Raw genomic sequence first — 16446 nt, forward strand, 5'->3', positions numbered from 1 at the left:
CGCAAGCCGATAACAGCTTCGCTTCTATTCGTTGCAGACACTCTTTGTTTGTGACGCATAGGGGCAAAGTCTGTTGCCCAGCCGTTGCTCGCCTTCGCCTCAGCAAGCAAAAAAAACGAGAACCAAAGTCAAGTGAAAAGTCGCATTACATGTTGAAATAATCGTCCGGCGGCACGTTATGTCCAAGCGCTTTTATCGCACGCTTTACCTTCTGGACCGTTTCAAACTTCGGAGCATATTCGAAGTCATTACATAAGCGGCTGATCGTCGCACGCCCCAGCTTCGCCTTCTTCTCGATTTCTAGCTGCGTAATTCCTTCATGATCAAGCCACCGTCCAAACTTCGTTCTGCGCTTACCTAGTCCAAACATTTACGCCACTCCTTACTTTTTTTACCAACAGTCTCGTCCAAAAAGTCCGTTTTTAAACCTCACGCAAAAAACAGACATAAAGGACAATCAGTCGCCCATACCTTTTACTATTCCAAATAAAATTCCCGCACAGAATCGCGAACGGAATATTCGAAATCGCTCGACGTCGCATGGTTTAAGCCTGTCCGAAGCATTCCTTTTCGGAGGAACTATTCTACGAATATTAAATCGCAAAGGTGGTGGTGCTTATGTTGTTTGAGTTGTTATCGTCTGCTCTTGTTGGGGGACTTGTCGGTGCGTCCTATTTTCATCAAATTGGTCTTGGCGGTAATGATACGCAAAATATCACACGGATTGCTGCAAACGCTGGCCTAGTCGCAAAAGACGGCACGCAGATTCGTCCATTTCGCCGGACAAATAAAGGCGATTATGTAGAATACGTGTTTCAATTGCCGCAAGGTCTATCAGCGCAACAATTTCGTGATAAGCTAGATCGTTTCCAGGACGGTTTGAACGCTAAACGTCGGGTCCGCGATATTTCCCTGGCGGACTTACGCGCAATTAATTGGCGCAGCAAAGATGTGGTCACACAGCTACGTAAACTGGCGAAAAAGAAGAAAACGGAACGTAAAGAGGTCGAAATCGAGTTCGACGGAATGTTAAAGTTTCGCGTCTACACGGAGGCATTAACAGAGTTTTACGAGGTCGACGAGTCGCTTTTTATGTCGTTGAAAGGTTGGGAAGTGCCGGCGGGTATGAGTCGGCAAGGTTTAATAAAACACGACTTCGACAAGATTGCGCATAGTTTGATTGGCGGCTCCACTGACTTCGGGAAATCAAATATTTTAAAGCTATGGATCACAGCGCTTATTCATCGCAGGCCAAATGACGTTAAGTTTACGCTTATTGATTTAAAAGGAGGACTGTCGTTTTCCCGTTTCCGAAAAGCAAAGCAAGTCGAGATTGTTGCGAAGAATCCTGACGAGGCTCTTTTAGCGCTCACGGCGGTTCAGGAGCGGATGAATAAGACGATGGACTATCTCGAGGCAAACGGATTCGAGGACGTAAAGGAAGCGGGTATAAAAGAGCGTTATTTCACTTTTATTGATGAAGCTGCAGACATTGCCGACGATGCTGATTGTGTTGAAATAATTATCGACATAGCTAGGCGTGGCCGTGCTGCAGGCGAGCGTTTAATCTACGCAACACAATATCCGACAGCTCAGACGATTGATTCGCAAATTAAGCGTAACTGTATCGGTCGGATATGCTTCGTACTGGACACTGGGGTTGCGAGTAAGGTCGTAATCGACCAGGAAGGCGCGGAAAAGCTGCCGTTAGTTAAAGGTCGTGCGATATACAAACAAGTCAAATGTACTGAGCTGCAGACGCCTTATATCAGCAATAACACGATTGACCGCATAATAACGCCACACATTACCTTTAAGGCACGCAAGGAGGACGATGAGCATGTTAGCGACAATAGCAAAGGAGCAACGCCAGGAACGCATACTCTTGACATTGAAGAAATTGGGATTTCTTAGTCGTTCGCAGATTCAACGCTTGCACCGGTTGGGCGGTGATCGAAACGCTAATCGGATTTTAAGCGATATGAATGATTATTTACATGCCGTTAGGTTAGACGAAAAAGTCTACTATCTTAACGCAGCGGGCCGTGAACGTGTCGGAGCAACGAAGGTTTTGAAAAAGACGCATCAAATAACGCACCATTTAATGCGTAATTCTCTTTATATTGCGCAAGGCTGCCCATCGTCCTGGAAAGTTGAAGTAAAACTGGCAGTCAAAAATGAGGTCACTGTTATTGCGGACGCGTTGTTTACGATGGCTGATCGCTATTTTATATGCGAGGTCGATAATACGCAGCGTATGGCCGAAAACAAGGCGAAAATTGCGAAATATCGGCATTTGATTGCGTTAGGTGTATTCAAGAAGCAACCGAAATTTATCTGGATTACCACAACAGAGTATCGACGGAAACAGTTGGAGAAAATGTGCGAAGGTCTTGACGCGCGAATCTATACGAGGGGTGATTTAGATGTTTAAGCGTAAAGTTGAAACGATGTCCGTTAAGGAGTTTATGAGCCGGAAACCACGATTCGAGACGCGTTTTGATGAATTTGCGTACGAACGCAAAATTGATGCTAGTAAAATGATCGTCAAAGCCTGCGTAACTGCTGGCGTGATCGTGCTTTCCCTGTCGTTCGGTGACGTTTCATTCGCGGCTGCTAATGTGATTGACGGTGCTATAACTGCAAAAGTAGTCGGAGTATTCGAGCCGGTCGTTGAACTGGTCAAGGCGTTAAGTTATCCGATTTCACTAGTGATGATGCTAAGCGGTGGATTGTTCGTGATGATCGGCAACTCGGAAAGAGGTTTCAGCATGATTCAAAAGGCCGGTCTTGGCTACGTGTTGGTGCAAATGCTTCCGATGATAATGGATTTACTTGTCGAAATTGCAAAGGCTTTATAAACGAAATGCACGCGAAATATAACCGAATAGTAAGCGGGTTATAGACGTATTAGAAACGCGTCAATCGCTTGTGGCTCTAAGGTTGAAAGGCTTTTCTCTTTATCGTAATCATGGTATGATTCAAATGGGGGGAGGTGGTAAAATTTGAAATTAATAGAAGCGCATGACAAATTTATGCTTGTGAAGAAAATAGAGGGTTTATCTACACGCACTATTGGAGATTATGAAAAACATTTTCGTTATTTAATAAATTTTATTGGAAAAGAAATTATGTTAGAAGAATTTAATGTTGATAAAGTTAGAGAATACATTTCGTATATGGTTTATACGAAGGAGTTATCCAATTATACGGTGAACATAAGAATTAGGAATATTAAATCCTTTTTTAGGTTTTGTTATTTAGAAGAACTTATTGAAAAGGATTTAAATCGGAGAATAAAATTGTTAAAGACTGACATTGATCATATTCAGCCACTAACTCCTGAAGAGTTCAATCAAGTAGTTGCCCTTGTAAAAAAGAACAAAGAACGATTTATACGTGATAGGAGTATCCTTACTTTGTACTTACTGTTAGATTGTATGTTGAGAATTTCAGAGCTTGTGAACATTAAGGTAGATCATATTAATTTAGCAGAAGGTCTGATTACATTGCCAGCTAGAAATACAAAGTCCAGAAAAAAGAGAATGGTCCCATTTTCAGACCAGAGTGGAAAATTAATTAAAAAATTTTTAAAAAGCAGACCTTACCAAGATTCTGAGTATCTTTTTACTAACAGGTATGGAAAACCACTGACAGCTGATAATGTTCGGTATAACTTTCACCATTGGAGTAAGCAATTGGATTTTAAAGGGAAGAGGTTCAGTCCGCACGTGTTGAGGCACTCGGGGGCTTTGTACTACCTCTTGATGGGTGGAGATACCTTTACATTACAAAAGATCTTGGGGCATAGTTCGCTTGAGGTTGTTAGGATATATGTCCAATTGGCAGATCATCATGTTAAAGAACACCATAATAAGTTCAGTCCATTGAAAAATCTATCTAAAGATAAAGGGAGCTAATAGACTATGAAAAAAGTATTTTTTGGTTTTGTTATTTTGCTAGGAATGGTTACATCAGCGTGCAGTAACGGTGGCGGCGATTTAACTGTCGACGAGTCAATTGAAGCGTTCGCAAATGCAGGTTTAGAGGCGGAAAGTCCAACCGAAATGACTAAGGATGATTACGGCATGGCGCCAATGAAGGCGGAAGAAGGGAAAAGGATTTTACTGCCGTCACTTTGCGAGGATTGCGGCGGGCGAGTGTTTAGCTACGATAGCCAGGACGATTTAGAGCAAATGAAAGCATATTACGATGAAATGGGCGAGGAATCCGCAATGTTGTTCTCCTGGACCATTGTACACAAAAATATACTCGTGCAATTAAACGGTGATCTCTCGGAAGATCAGTACAAAGAATACGAAAAAGCGTTGAAAGAATTATAGAGTAACAAAAGCCGCCATCCAACATGTGGCGGTTTATTTATTTATTTATTTGAAAAGGGGAGTGTATGGATAATGGCAAAAGGGCAGAAAAGTAATACGAGGAAATTTGCGTTTAAAAATAGAAAAACGACTAAAAATCAACAGTTAAATCTTGACGAAATAATGTTAAGGTTTCTTGAGACAAAGAAGTTAGAGAATAGGTCTCCTAAAACGATCAAAACGTACAAGCAGTCGTTAGATCACTTTGCGAAATGGTATACGGATTCTGGCTTGGAACGTATTGATACCGACTGTTTGCGTAATTACATCGAGTACATGCGATTTCAAAAGGAGAAGTGGGACGATCACGAAACGCTGGCGGGCGTTATAGCCCAGACGGGCGTTAGCGCGAGAACAGTCAATAATATCATTCGCAATCTTCGCGTGTTCTTTAATTGGGCGGAAAAGGAACGGTCACTATCGATCAACCCAACGGCAGGCATTAAATATTTAACGGAAGAAAAAGGCGGATTTGAGGTTTTCTCTGATGAAGATGTGCGGTTGTTGCTAAGTGCGCCGGCTATCAAAACGTACACAGGTTTTCGGGATTACGTCATGATGTTGACGCTAATTGATACTGGCATTCGCATCGGAGAGTTGACGAATTTGCGGATTGAAAACGTAGATTTAAAATTGCGCCAGATAACGGTGCCAGCCGAGGTTGCTAAGAATAACACCTTGCGCGTCTTGCCTATCGGAAGGAAAACTCGTGATGAAATCGAAAAGCTGATCGATTATATTAACGTAGAGCAGAGCGATTATTTATTCCTTAGTCAATTCGGCGAAAGGTTCCACTCTGATAGTTTCGCAAAACTCTTAAAGAAATACGGTAAAAAGGTAGGAGTAGCAGGCGTACGCTGCAGCCCTCATACTTTCCGACACTATTTCGCAGTTAAGTTTCTGAGGTCCGGTGGCGAGTCGTTCAGTTTAATGCGAATATTAGGGCACACCGACATGGCTATGACGAATCGGTACGTCCGTTACTCCTTAAATGAGATTCAATTGATCCATGAGAAAGCATCTCCAGTTGCAAATCTTTATCAGGAACATCAGATCGCAACGCCAATAAGAAGAAAGAATTTTAAATAAAGATAAAAAGCCTCCGTTCATTCGGGGGCTTTTTGTGTTGACTCATATGTAAAAACGTCTTCTATTGCATATACTTTTTCCTTACCTCGAACTGCAGCCATTCGGTTCATTGCGTCAATAATAGCTTTTAAAGTTTCAAAATTGATTTGCTTTGCTTGCCCGTTTTGTAAGTCTGCAATAGTGGCTGGACGAACTTTTGACTCAACTGCGATTGCGTTTTTGGTTATTGAAAGTTCACTTAACGACTGCTCAAACGTTGATATAAAGCCGTTTTCCTTCATCGATGTTAGTTTTTTCTTCTCCATTACCATAACCTCACCTCAAAATTTATTATACTTTATAGAAATTTATTAGTAAACCTCTTGACGTATGACTCACTAAGTTATATTATTAACTCATCAAGTAATACTAGCAGAGTAATAAAGGGGGGGCGGTTGTCATAGGTTATCTTTTTACATTAGCTTACATCCTTGTCGCTGGCATCATCGCAACTCTGTTCGTAAAGGCGGTGCAACGAGATGTTTAAACTAACAAGATTTGTAGTTAATGAAGGTTGTGCGTTAAGCCAATCTGAAATCGAAAGAATTAAAGCGGAAATTGCCTACTATGTAAAAACGATTGACGAAGGACTCAAAGAGGGTCGCGACTACTACTTTTGCTCTTATCTTGACGGTTACAAAAACCAATTAGCAGGAATACGCTTGACATGCGCAATGATCGGTATTTCTGTCCGCACTGAATATAAGGAGGAACCCGAAACATGCAGCGAAAATTAATCACAATTGTAGACTCGGTCGACCCGGACTGGGTGCCTACTACAGAATTGACCGTACTTATCGCACCAGAAATAATAGCGGAGTATTCCAAGGATGAAGGCTTAAATTTTCGTGTTTACCCTAAACCAATCGGCGACGTCGTTGATAGAGCTTTATGCAAACTAATATCAATACGCATAAGTAAGGAGCCGGATTTTGAGTGGCTGGCAAAAGCATCGCTTGTAGACGTAGTAAGAAAATACGCGATTTTTTAGGAGGCATTGAAATATGCGAAAAGTTAAAGTGGTTTTTCAATCCGAAGGCTGGGCGCCGGAGGACTTCGAATACAGCGAGCAAGGCATCGCATTTGATAACGGCTACACATTAGCGGTAGATGCTAACGGCATGGTAGCGGTCTATAAAACGGTAGAGCTTAGCAACGATACGGCAGTCGTTGTTAATGCTGACGACTCCTTAACGCAGAATCCGGAATTTTTAATCAATCTAATATTAAATGGAGGTAATGCGCAATGAAAAAAGCGGTAGTGGTTAAGTATTTATTCGAAGGAACTATCAATGAAAGAGAAAATGAGCGCGGCGTGCTAGTGGGCGATAAGGTATTCGTTCACGACGACGAAACAGGGGCGCAGTTGCTTTCCGTCGCAAAAGCGGACAAGCCGAACGAGGTGCTAGTCGATTTAGACGCGGACGCCACAAATTACCTCACTGGTCCCGAGCAAGTAATCGATTTAATGTTGCAGTAAAACTGTGACGCGGTGCCTGCTTTGTTGGCCCGGTATAAGCGGCCGGATCAGCATATGTTCGGACGTCGATCGCCAGGGCGTCCGAGCGAGCAGCTTAAATGATAGCGCAGACGCGTTGTGGAGCGGTTAAGGAGCGGCAACTCTACCGTTGTGCAATGCGCCCGCGCTATTGGCCGTTGTTCGAAATTCAAGCGAAAAGCATTATATCGTATAGAAAGTGAAAAATAGGGTGCGCAGATAGTGTTTGAGAACGTCATAACTTTATATAGGGGATTTTTCGTCCAGTTACAGCGATACGCGCTTAATATATATTGGGTAGCGTTTAGGTGATTGTGCAGATGGAAGTGTTTCAGGGTACTTTTAATAAAGGGATAAATTCGAAAAACAACGGGCTAACGCCCGGCACTCACTGAAGTTCGTGCAGTTAATATCTTATCGCAACGGTTTTATGTACTTTTTTCTTTTAAGGGACACACGCTACAAACCGCGTTATATCAACGTTTCTGAGAAGTTTTGCGACAGAAATGTCGCGGAATGGTTTTCGAAAATTAAGGAGGGGATTTAATGACAACGGAAATTACCGTAGTAGATTCGATTATGGGAAGTGGAAAAACGCAGTGGGCGATTCAGCATATGAGCGAAGCGGGACCGATGAATAACTTCATTTACATTACACCGTTTCTTTCCGAGGTTGCACGTGTGAAGGCGAGCGTGACCGGTCGTACATTCGTAGAGCCTACGATATTTAACGATACCTCGAAACTCGAGGATTTAAAGCGGCTGATCGCATCTAATCGCGACATCGTAAGCACGCACGCCTTGTTTTCCCGTGCTGATGAGGAAGTTATCGAACTGCTGGAACAATCCGGCTATACGCTTATATTAGACGAAGTGATGGACGTTGTAGACAGTGTAACGATTAAGGCAACGGACATAAGAAGGCTGCAGTCAAATAAGGACATCGTAATCGACGAAGAAACAAAACGCGTTGATTGGATCGGTGATCCGGAGGACAAAAGCCGTTATCGTGACATTCGAGAACTAGCGCAAGCAGGAAACTTATATCTATTTCGCGGGTCTTTCATGGTGTGGGCGTTTCCGCCGGCAGTGTTTCGAGCTTTTCCTAAAGCGATTGTGCTTACGTATCTTTTTAAGTGTCAGATGCAACGATACTATTTCGATATGTTCAACTTCACCTACGATTACAAAGGTGTTAAAAGCAACGGAGATCGCTACGAGCTATGCGACTATGATCCGAAAAGTGAGAGGCGGGATGACCTACGCAAATTAATAAAAGTCTATGAAGGCAAAATGAACGACATTGGTCGAGGAAAATTTGCGTTAAGCCAATCAAAATTAAAACAGTACGATGACGCCACTCTTACGCAGATAAAAAATAATGCAGCTAATTTCTTTCGGAGATATGCTGACAACGCAAAAAAGGCTGACGTTTACTTGTCGACATTGAAAGAAGTTGAGCCGTTGCTAACGCCACGAGGATTTAAGAATACATTCATACCGCACAATGCTCGCGCAACTAATGAGTACGCAGATAAACGAGCTGTTGCGTATCTAATCAATCGCTTTATGAACAGGGAAAAAGGCGCGTTCTTTCAAGATAACGGTATTAGTATTGATGAAGATTTATATGCGGTAAGTGAGCTTGTGCAGTGGTTGTGGCGCTCGCGCATCCGCAGAGGCGAGCCGATAGACGCTTATATTCCTTCGGAACGCATGAGGGGATTGTTAGACGCATGGGCCAAATACAAAATTTAAGGAGGAATTAAATGTATCTTACGCCGCAAGAATACGAAGTTCAATCCGCACTTAATAGGTTTTGGGACGCTAATTATACTCAAGAATATACTGCAGACGAACGCAATCAGTTGGCCGAGGACTTTACGCTGGAATGGTTGGACCCGTCGAAAATAAAGATCGATAAGCCGTTTATTCGTCATCCTGCCACAAGAAAACGCGAGCGCAGCCGTTCGTGTACCGTTGCTGACGTTCTTGCCGATTTTATTATGCGTGTTGACCAGGTAGCAGAACGCCAGCAAGAATACCCGGTAACTAATCCGGATAGATCGGTGAGGGATGACCGCGACCGGATGCAAAAGGAACGTAGCATTTTTTTTCAGTACGAAATGGACGCGATGGTTGAAGGTGACGTTATGCCAAGCGGTTTAGTAACAGAGCTACAGCTCGCCGACGATTCAATCGAAGATATATTATTTGCGGAAGTAGCGCCAGACATTGAGGCGTTTCGACAGGAGCTTCGCCGCGTTAAGCAGAATGCGGAGTTTTATACCACAACTTTAGCTGAAAAGTATGGCTATCAACGAAAAGATGTTTTAAGGAGAATAAGAAAATTAGATTTGTCGAGAGTAAGAGAATGTAAGGTTTGCGGAAGCGCCTTTTATGCGCATGATTATAGACGTCATATATGCGATATGCAGCAGGGGATAGTCGCTTACAAAGAGGGAGATCGTCGAAAATATAAGTTGTCCGATAAATCGGCGTGTGAGCTAGAAAATGAAAGAAAAACTGCATTAAACCGCGGTAAAACGCCAATTTTAGCCGAAGAAAACTCCATTATATAATATAGGGACGAATACTGGCGCGCGGTGTTTGTCCACCTTTATTTTAGGACTAAAACAGAATAAAAAGGAGGGATTAATAATGGACGGAATGAAAGTGAAAGCGATCCGTTACTTTTTCGGAGAGTCAATGAGCGTTTTTTCTAAAAGAGTCGGCGTGGGTGCTACGACTATTTGCGCAATCGAGAACGGTCAGCGGGAAATTTCGGATTATGTGCGCGCTAAGTTAGTTCGTATAGAAGCAGGTCTATCGGATGACTTTTATATTTTTTATACTCATTTTAGAAAAATCTCATAGTTATCCTATTTTAAAATTATTACTTTACACTAGTATAACACGCACAAGAAGGGGACGTCAATATCGAAATGGAAAATTCTTTATGGAAGTTAGAGCCTGGCTGGCTCGCCGGTTATAGCGAGGACCGTGAGCTAATCCGGCGTATAAAACGCTATAAAAAAGATTGGACAATCATGGCTTCATATTACAAACGCGAGCGCCTCATTAGCGTTCAATTTCGTATACCGATTGAACAAAGACGACCAGCGGAGCGGATGTTTGGCGTGACAGTTTTCAACGAAAATAAAGCCGTTTAAGGCGTTTAAAGGGATTACCCTAACCAACATACTCGGAATGTTTCTCTGTGGCTGTAATCGTCTAATTCGCTTGAAAAACTGTTGAGATCACCAAGAAAATCTATTTAGTAGGGGAGAAGATTACAATGACAGCATTTAGATATGAAATTATCCGCGGCTCGGGGTTTCGTCAGCCTCAGATCACACGCGTTATTTTTGACGACGGGTCTACCGCAGAATTTAAACTCGGGCACTATTTAAGCAAACGCAAAATCATAGAATTATTACCGCGCATGGTTATGGATTCACGCGACTTGCGCCGTAAGGCGGTTTAAGTATGTGCGAAGAAACAAAGTACTGCAGCCGATGTGACCAAGACAAGCCGATAGACGTGTTTTACAAAGCGAACAGAAGTTATTGCGCCGAATGTGAACGAGCAGCTGCGTCAGTGAGAATGCGGGAATATGGCAGAACTCCACGCGGTAAAGCAAGCATGGCGTTACAGAATGCCCGTAAGACGATTAAAAAGAACGGGTACGAAGTCGAGGACAATTTAGAAGTTGACGACGTTCTCGCGGTAATGGAGTTTTTCGGAAATACTTGCGTTTATTGTGACCAGGAAATCGCTGGAACTATGTCAATTGACCATGTAGTCCCTCTAAGTAAAGGTGGCGGAAATACCAAAGCCAATATAGTTGTTGCATGTATGCCTTGCAATGTTAAAAAGCACGACAGACCTATTGCTGAACGCTTTAGCCAAGAGAAGCAAGAAGAAGTCGAACGATATAGCGCTTTTGTTGACGGGGAGGATATAGAATGCGAATCACTATCTGCCGAGGTAAAACGTCTCTTGTCCGGGTTGTCCAAGGCGGTCGAGAATTTTTCTTCACTGCCGGACGTTATGTTACAGAAAAGCGGATTAAGGAATTAGCTGAAAGCAGTTTCATTAATAAAAATTTTAAAGATGAAAGGGTGTATCCGTGGTCGAAGAAAAAACTTATCGAGTAGCAATATTAAGAGACGGTGATGACATTGGAATCGGAATTGAGCGGTATAACTGCAAAGAAATTGAGTTTATCGGTTCTTATTATTTACAAGTTTCGGAGTATTCGAGGCGCAAAACATTCGAGTTTATAATCGACCAGGTTACTTCGCAATTAAACGAGGATGAAATAGCAACTATACGAGTATCCGATCCAACACTCAGAACTAAACGCAGTTGGTATCGGCATTTTACAAACTTAAATGTATTAGTTTATCCTGCACGACGGTTTAGGGACACTAATTCACTTGCTGCAGACGCATTAAATAGGAAAGATACAATAATCGAAACATTAAAATAAGGGGATGAAATTATGAGTTTTAAAGATATATATATGTTAGAAAGTGTTTCGGATAGAGGTACTAGAAAATCAACGGGTCTTATTTATTCGGAAGAAACACATGTGGCGGACGAGTTAATAAGTGAAGGTAAGGCGAAAGAAATTAATTACCCATCGTTAAAATCTCATGAAGAGAGCGTAGTAACAGCGGTAAGTGAGTTCGAAGTAAGAGTAACTGCTATAAATGATAACTATCGGTTATCTCCTGAAGGTAAAGCGGAAAAAATCACACTGTTAAAAGAAGAACTGAAGGAAAAGGTCAATGGATTTCAAGAGAAGTTTTCGCATGATTTAAATGTATTAAAACAAGCAGCGAAGAAAACTGCTACATCAATCGACCTAGACAATAGTTATAACGCCGATAAAGTTCGGCAAACAGTTGGTATCGTAAAGACCGAAATTAGCATGGCTTCTAGTTTTACTCAAGCTATTGAATCTATAAACGAACAACTTACTAATATCGAACGAGATTCAGCACTCGAACTGTTGTCGCAATTCAGCGAAATCAAATCGATGTTGGAATCAAAAGGCGAAAAAATGCAAGCTAGAAGCGATTCGGCACGTACTGTTACAATCAACGGCGCTATTCGTTCAACGTATGAAGCTATAAAAGAAGCAGCATCTAACGAAAATCAACGGAATGCAAATGTTGAATATAAGATGCTTGAAGCTATCGAACAATACCGAGGGGATATTCGAGGACCTTATGATCGAATAGTACGTAAATATAAATAAAAAGAACTAGGCGTCCCACTTGGGGCGCTTTTTATACGACCATAAGGTCAAATTTAATCAAAGTTAATTTAGGGGGGTTAAGCAATGAGAAATATCGAACAAGCGCTGGCTGAAATCGTTGCAATTGGACGTTTTCTGGAGCAAGGCGCAAAGGAACAAACGAAAAGTCCTCGCCAGTTATTTGCGGAGGCACACGAGCGAGCTTTAGTCGTTGATAAGGCGTTGAGCCAGTACCAGCATCCGAAGATCAGCGCGGTGAGGAAAGCGTTTAAAAAGGTAATTTATGCAATGGTCGTCGGTAAGCAAGGTCGGTTTAGACGTGCTCAGCGCATGGCAAACATGGCGTTAAAAGAAGTTATCGAGGTGTTGCGCTAATGGCTTCGGTACAAAACTTAGTCGTAAATATTGGCGCTAATATCAGTGGATTGACCAGAGGACTTACTAACGCTACCTCGCAGATCACCAACTTGCAAAGAAATATAAGCCAAGCCAGTAAATCATTCAGCGAAATTGGTGCGATTGCTACCGGTGCAGGTGCAGCTATTGTAGGAGGTCTAGGCGGGTTAGCAGCGGCAGCAAGTGCGGTTGAAGATGCAAACGCAAGAATTAAAGCAAGCCTAGGCACCACCGAGTCAGAGGCGCGTCAACTTGGTAAGGTTGCTCGAGAGGTATGGAAAGACGGTTTTGGCGCAAGTGCTAACGAGGCAACAGACGCTATTATAACAATCCGCCAAAACTTGGGCGATCTTGCTGACGGAGAGCTTAAAGAAGTGACAAAGGGCGCAATGCTCCTTTCGGAGTTATTCGGAGCCAATGTCGCGGAGTCATCGAGAACCGCATCGGTAATGATGAAGAATTTCGGTATTGAAGCCTCCGAAGCAATGGACTTAATGACGGTCGGTTTCCAAAAGGGCGGAAACTTTTCCGATGAATTACTCGATACAATGCGAGAATATTCGCCGGCCTTCTCAACGATGGGCCACTCGGCAGAAGAAATGTTAAACATCCTTATCGCCGGAGCAGATGCCGGAGCATGGAACCTGGATAAAGTCGGGGATGCGATCAAGGAATTTAATATCCGTGCAAAAGACGGATCGAAATTGACAGCAGAAGGTTTCCAGGCAATCGGACTTAATGCCGAAGAAATGGGCGCAGCAATCGCAGAAGGGGGCATCAAAGGCGAAAATGCTTTTCAGGCTACTATCGCAGCATTAGCAGCCATGGAAGATCCGGTCGAACAAGGTATTGCCGGCTTTGCTTTATTCGGAACGCAATGGGAGGACCTCGAGGCTGACGTAGTTGCAGCAATGGGCACGGCTGAAAACAAAATCGGCGACGTTGAAGGAGCTACAATGCGTGCGGCTGAAACGATGGAAAAGACGGTTGGAAAGCAGTTCCTGGAAGCATTCCGGACTATAGGCGATGCTTTTATTCCACTTGGTCAAGCGTTATTGCCGACAGTTCAATCAATAGCTTCCGCTCTAAAATCACTCGGGGAACTATTCGCCTCCATACCGGCGCCAATACAGTCAACAATCGCCGGTATTGCTGCGCTTACGGGAGGTTTCTTGTTAGTAGGCGGACCGCTGTTAATGTTGGTTGGTGCCATTCCGTCTATTATCGGAGGATTTACGGCCATGCTTCCTGTATTCACCGCTTTAACAGGACCTATCGGACTAATCGCTGCTGGGATCATAGGGCTAGGCGCCGCGCTCGTCGCTTTGTGGCAAAACAGCGAAACCTTCCGAAGTGCCGTCACCGGTATATTTAACAGCGTCAAAGATGTCGCGGTAAATGTATTCGGCATTGTGGCTTCGTTTGTGCAAGAAAAAATAGCGGCAATCATGTCGTTTTGGAACGAAATCGGACCGCAATTTCTACAGGCTGTTGAAAATGTCTTTAATGGTATAAAGGCAGCTGTTGAGTTCGTTATGCCGGCGGTACAATTTATCATGGAAAATGTCTGGTTGGCTATTCAGCAAGTTGTGGATGGTGCACTAAACATCATTATGGGACTTATAAAAGCCTTTTCTGGAATATTTACTGGCGACTTTACGACGCTGTGGGAAGGTATTAAGCAAATATTCTCCGGAGCAATCGACTTTGTTATTGGTCTTATGACGCTTACCTTTGTCGGAGGATTACGTACTCTTTTAACAAACCTCGCAAAAGGCGTGCTTAATATCATTAAAGGCATGTCAAATGGAATCGTAAATTTCTTTAAGAGCTTCGCGACGACAGGGCAGAACCTAGCAAGTGGCATGGTCAACGGTGTACTAGGATTTTTCCGGAACCTTTATAACAGCGCCAGCAGTATTTTTACTATGCTTAGAAATTTTGGGGCGAGTACGTGGTCGGCCATGCAACAGACGATTGTAAATATCGCCTCACAAATTTGGAGCATGGTTACTGCCCATTTTAATAGCCTATTAAGTAGCGTACGGAATATTTTTGGCACTGTTGGAACTACGATTCGAACACTTTGGGACGGCGTAATGGACTTTTTCCGTAGTATTAATTTAGTCCAAATCGGCAAGAACATCATCCAAGGTTTAATTAACGGAATAGGCTCGATGGCGTCTGCCGTGTGGGAAAAGGTCAAGTCTATCGCTGACGGAATAACAAGCACGATCAAAGGCGCGCTAGGCATTAAGTCTCCGTCGCGTGTGACGATGAAACTCGGTATTTTTACTGGCGAAGGCTTTGAAAACGGTTTAGGTAAAACGGCTGGCCGTATCGCTAGAACTGCTGCAGGATTGACGGAGGCAGTAACGAACACAATGTCGGGCCTTAATTTAGATGTATATTCGAAGATCAAAGACTCACCTATCGAGGCTGACGACGAATATTCAACAGAGATCGCAGAACAAGCGATGGCTCTATTCACAGGGAGGCGTTTTAATGACATTGGTCATGAATTATGGAGTTAGCGGTCTATTCGCTATCTCCGCAAGTGATTCTCGTCGAGTTACTAAAAACTATCTATACGATGAAGCAACCGGCGAGTTTACGGAAAGTGATTTACCGCCGACAATGGACGACGAAAAGTATACGAAATCAAGTCGCTTAAGTTATTTCACTTTGTTAAGTATCGGCGGAATTGCGGAGCTTGGCGAATATATTAAGGATGAATTAACTAAGGAAGTTAGTGTCGAGTATGACATAAAAGACTGCAAAGACGCCTTGGAAAGAGTTATTGCTCGAGCGCGCGAAAATAAAGACGGTCCGGAATGGCTAAATTTCCTCGATAAGGCCGATAGCGTCAAAATCGTGATAATCGGATTCTGTAAAGATACGAAAAAAGTAGGCCAGGTTAGTTTCGTTCCGGAGGACGGCGTTTCACTAACTTTACCGGAAGCTGGCACAGGTATTTGGTCTATAATGCCTCCAGTTAAGAAATATCACGAAGCTGGGTCGAAACTAATGAACGTACCTTTTACGGAGGAAGATATCGCCAATAAAACACCGGACGAAACATCGCGATATATGCGACAAAAGGTCTTAAATCACCTAGCAGGATTACACGGAATGATTTCTTATTTCCATCCGTTCGAGGTTTCATCGGACATTAACGCTCATGTTTTAGCGTTAGAGGAAAGCGGAAAGATTGAGTGGTATTTTTACGAGGAAGATTTAGAAAAGCTACATGACTTATATAGAAAACCGAGGGAGGAATCGGAATGTTAAACGCAGCACAATACGAAGCAATTCAATATTTAGCGTTACCAGGTCACGGGGATTTAACGCAAGAACAAATCGCGGAAAAGGTTGGCGTTACAAGAAAGACGCTTTATCAATGGCGCCAAAGCATCGAATTTCAAGACGAGCTTAAACGCGAAATTTCCCGCAATACAGCCGAGAAAATGGGCGATGTAGTCAACGCTATGTATAAGCAGGCGATAGACGGTAATGCTGCCGCAGCAAAGCTGTTATTCCAATCGACGGGCATGCTGACGGATCGCTTAGAGGTCGAGGACAGAACGAAACAGAGTGATAGATCAGCGAATACAGTCGAAGATATGAAGGCGGAAATTGCACGACTTCGGGGTAAGAAGAACGCATAATCAATAACGCGGTGGCTCCGTTGGGGCTGCCGTATTTCTAATTATCAAGACTAAAGAATTAGTTAATAGCCGAATTATGGTAATATATCGGTTGTCAAATCTTGT

General features: G+C 43.1%; 24 protein-coding genes. 22 read left to right on the forward strand and 2 right to left on the reverse strand.

Features of this window, described 5'->3' with window-relative positions:
- Positions 1–145 precede the first annotated feature (145 nt).
- Complete coding sequence (locus F7732_RS12595) at positions 146–370, reverse strand: helix-turn-helix domain-containing protein (RefSeq protein ID WP_151574335.1); 225 nt, start codon at positions 368–370, stop codon at positions 146–148.
- Positions 371–618: 248 nt separating this feature from the next.
- On the opposite strand from F7732_RS12595, the gene F7732_RS12600 reads away from it, so the two are divergent.
- The 6 genes from F7732_RS12600 (at position 619) to F7732_RS12625 (ending at position 5471) form a co-directional block, all read left to right on the forward strand.
- Complete coding sequence (locus F7732_RS12600; protein ID WP_151574337.1) at positions 619–1914, forward strand: FtsK/SpoIIIE domain-containing protein; 1296 nt, start codon at positions 619–621, stop codon at positions 1912–1914.
- Positions 1841–2434 carry a replication-relaxation family protein gene (locus tag F7732_RS12605; protein WP_151574339.1) on the forward strand — a complete coding sequence of 198 codons (594 nt, stop codon included), beginning with the start codon at positions 1841–1843 and terminating at the stop codon, positions 2432–2434. The genes F7732_RS12600 and F7732_RS12605 overlap by 74 nt, the downstream gene beginning before the upstream one ends.
- Positions 2427–2861, forward strand: a complete 435-nt coding sequence (locus F7732_RS23065; RefSeq protein WP_151574341.1) for a hypothetical protein — start codon at positions 2427–2429, stop codon at positions 2859–2861. The genes F7732_RS12605 and F7732_RS23065 overlap by 8 nt, the downstream gene beginning before the upstream one ends.
- Before the next feature lie 144 nt (positions 2862–3005).
- Positions 3006–3920 (forward strand): tyrosine-type recombinase/integrase, encoded by a 915-nt coding sequence (locus F7732_RS12615; protein WP_151574343.1) that lies wholly within the window; start codon positions 3006–3008, stop codon positions 3918–3920.
- Positions 3921–3926: 6 nt separating this feature from the next.
- Complete coding sequence (locus F7732_RS12620) at positions 3927–4343, forward strand: stress protein (protein WP_151574345.1); 417 nt, start codon at positions 3927–3929, stop codon at positions 4341–4343.
- 72 nt (positions 4344–4415) lie between these two features.
- Positions 4416–5471: a tyrosine-type recombinase/integrase gene (locus F7732_RS12625; protein WP_151574347.1), complete on the forward strand. Its 1056-nt coding sequence runs from the start codon at positions 4416–4418 to the stop codon at positions 5469–5471.
- Between the two features lie 17 nt (positions 5472–5488).
- Here the strand turns inward: F7732_RS12625 and F7732_RS12630 are convergent, their stop codons facing one another.
- Positions 5489–5776 (reverse strand): XRE family transcriptional regulator, encoded by a 288-nt coding sequence (locus tag F7732_RS12630; protein ID WP_240056611.1) that lies wholly within the window; start codon positions 5774–5776, stop codon positions 5489–5491.
- 213 nt (positions 5777–5989) lie between these two features.
- Here F7732_RS12630 and F7732_RS12635 point away from each other — a divergent pair, with 213 nt between their 5' ends.
- The 16 genes from F7732_RS12635 to F7732_RS12710 all read left to right on the forward strand — a co-directional run bounded on the left by F7732_RS12635 (position 5990) and on the right by F7732_RS12710 (position 16341).
- Positions 5990–6247 (forward strand): hypothetical protein, encoded by a 258-nt coding sequence (locus tag F7732_RS12635; RefSeq protein WP_151574349.1) that lies wholly within the window; start codon positions 5990–5992, stop codon positions 6245–6247.
- Positions 6232–6501, forward strand: a complete 270-nt coding sequence (locus F7732_RS12640; RefSeq protein ID WP_151574350.1) for a hypothetical protein — start codon at positions 6232–6234, stop codon at positions 6499–6501. Before F7732_RS12635 ends, F7732_RS12640 begins: the two co-directional genes overlap by 16 nt.
- A 13-nt stretch (positions 6502–6514) precedes the next feature.
- Positions 6515–6760: a hypothetical protein gene (locus F7732_RS12645; RefSeq protein WP_151574352.1), complete on the forward strand. Its 246-nt coding sequence runs from the start codon at positions 6515–6517 to the stop codon at positions 6758–6760.
- Positions 6757–6990: a hypothetical protein gene (locus F7732_RS12650; RefSeq protein ID WP_151574354.1), complete on the forward strand. Its 234-nt coding sequence runs from the start codon at positions 6757–6759 to the stop codon at positions 6988–6990. The genes F7732_RS12645 and F7732_RS12650 overlap by 4 nt, the downstream gene beginning before the upstream one ends.
- Positions 6991–7554: 564 nt before the next feature.
- On the forward strand, positions 7555–8766 hold the full coding sequence (locus tag F7732_RS12655) for a DEAD/DEAH box helicase family protein (protein ID WP_151574356.1): 1212 nt from the start codon (positions 7555–7557) through the stop codon (positions 8764–8766).
- Between the two features lie 11 nt (positions 8767–8777).
- Positions 8778–9590, forward strand: coding sequence for a hypothetical protein (locus tag F7732_RS12660; protein ID WP_151574358.1), 813 nt, complete (start codon positions 8778–8780; stop codon positions 9588–9590).
- A 79-nt stretch (positions 9591–9669) separates the two neighbouring features.
- Entirely contained in the window at positions 9670–9885 is a 216-nt protein-coding gene (locus F7732_RS12665; protein WP_151574360.1) for a helix-turn-helix domain-containing protein, read from the forward strand.
- A gap of 68 nt (positions 9886–9953) precedes the next feature.
- Complete coding sequence (locus F7732_RS12670) at positions 9954–10181, forward strand: hypothetical protein (protein WP_151574362.1); 228 nt, start codon at positions 9954–9956, stop codon at positions 10179–10181.
- A 125-nt stretch (positions 10182–10306) separates the two neighbouring features.
- Positions 10307–10495, forward strand: a complete 189-nt coding sequence (locus F7732_RS12675) for a hypothetical protein (RefSeq protein ID WP_151574364.1) — start codon at positions 10307–10309, stop codon at positions 10493–10495.
- 2 nt (positions 10496–10497) lie between these two features.
- Positions 10498–11091, forward strand: coding sequence for an HNH endonuclease (locus F7732_RS12680; protein ID WP_151574366.1), 594 nt, complete (start codon positions 10498–10500; stop codon positions 11089–11091).
- 49 nt (positions 11092–11140) lie between these two features.
- Positions 11141–11503, forward strand: a complete 363-nt coding sequence (locus tag F7732_RS12685; protein ID WP_151574368.1) for a hypothetical protein — start codon at positions 11141–11143, stop codon at positions 11501–11503.
- Positions 11504–11515: 12 nt separating this feature from the next.
- Positions 11516–12277, forward strand: coding sequence for a hypothetical protein (locus F7732_RS12690; RefSeq protein WP_151574370.1), 762 nt, complete (start codon positions 11516–11518; stop codon positions 12275–12277).
- Between the two features lie 84 nt (positions 12278–12361).
- Positions 12362–12652, forward strand: coding sequence for a hypothetical protein (locus F7732_RS12695; RefSeq protein ID WP_151574373.1), 291 nt, complete (start codon positions 12362–12364; stop codon positions 12650–12652).
- Complete coding sequence (locus F7732_RS12700) at positions 12652–15207, forward strand: phage tail tape measure protein (RefSeq protein ID WP_151574375.1); 2556 nt, start codon at positions 12652–12654, stop codon at positions 15205–15207. Before F7732_RS12695 ends, F7732_RS12700 begins: the two co-directional genes overlap by 1 nt.
- Positions 15179–15964, forward strand: coding sequence for a hypothetical protein (locus tag F7732_RS12705; protein ID WP_151574377.1), 786 nt, complete (start codon positions 15179–15181; stop codon positions 15962–15964). Before F7732_RS12700 ends, F7732_RS12705 begins: the two co-directional genes overlap by 29 nt.
- Entirely contained in the window at positions 15958–16341 is a 384-nt protein-coding gene (locus F7732_RS12710) for a phBC6A51 family helix-turn-helix protein (protein ID WP_151574379.1), read from the forward strand. Before F7732_RS12705 ends, F7732_RS12710 begins: the two co-directional genes overlap by 7 nt.
- Positions 16342–16446: the final 105 nt, after the last annotated feature.

This window comes from Bacillus mesophilum (genome assembly GCF_008923265.1).
Classification (GTDB): Bacteria; Bacillota; Bacilli; order Bacillales; family Cytobacillaceae; genus Cytobacillus; species Cytobacillus mesophilum.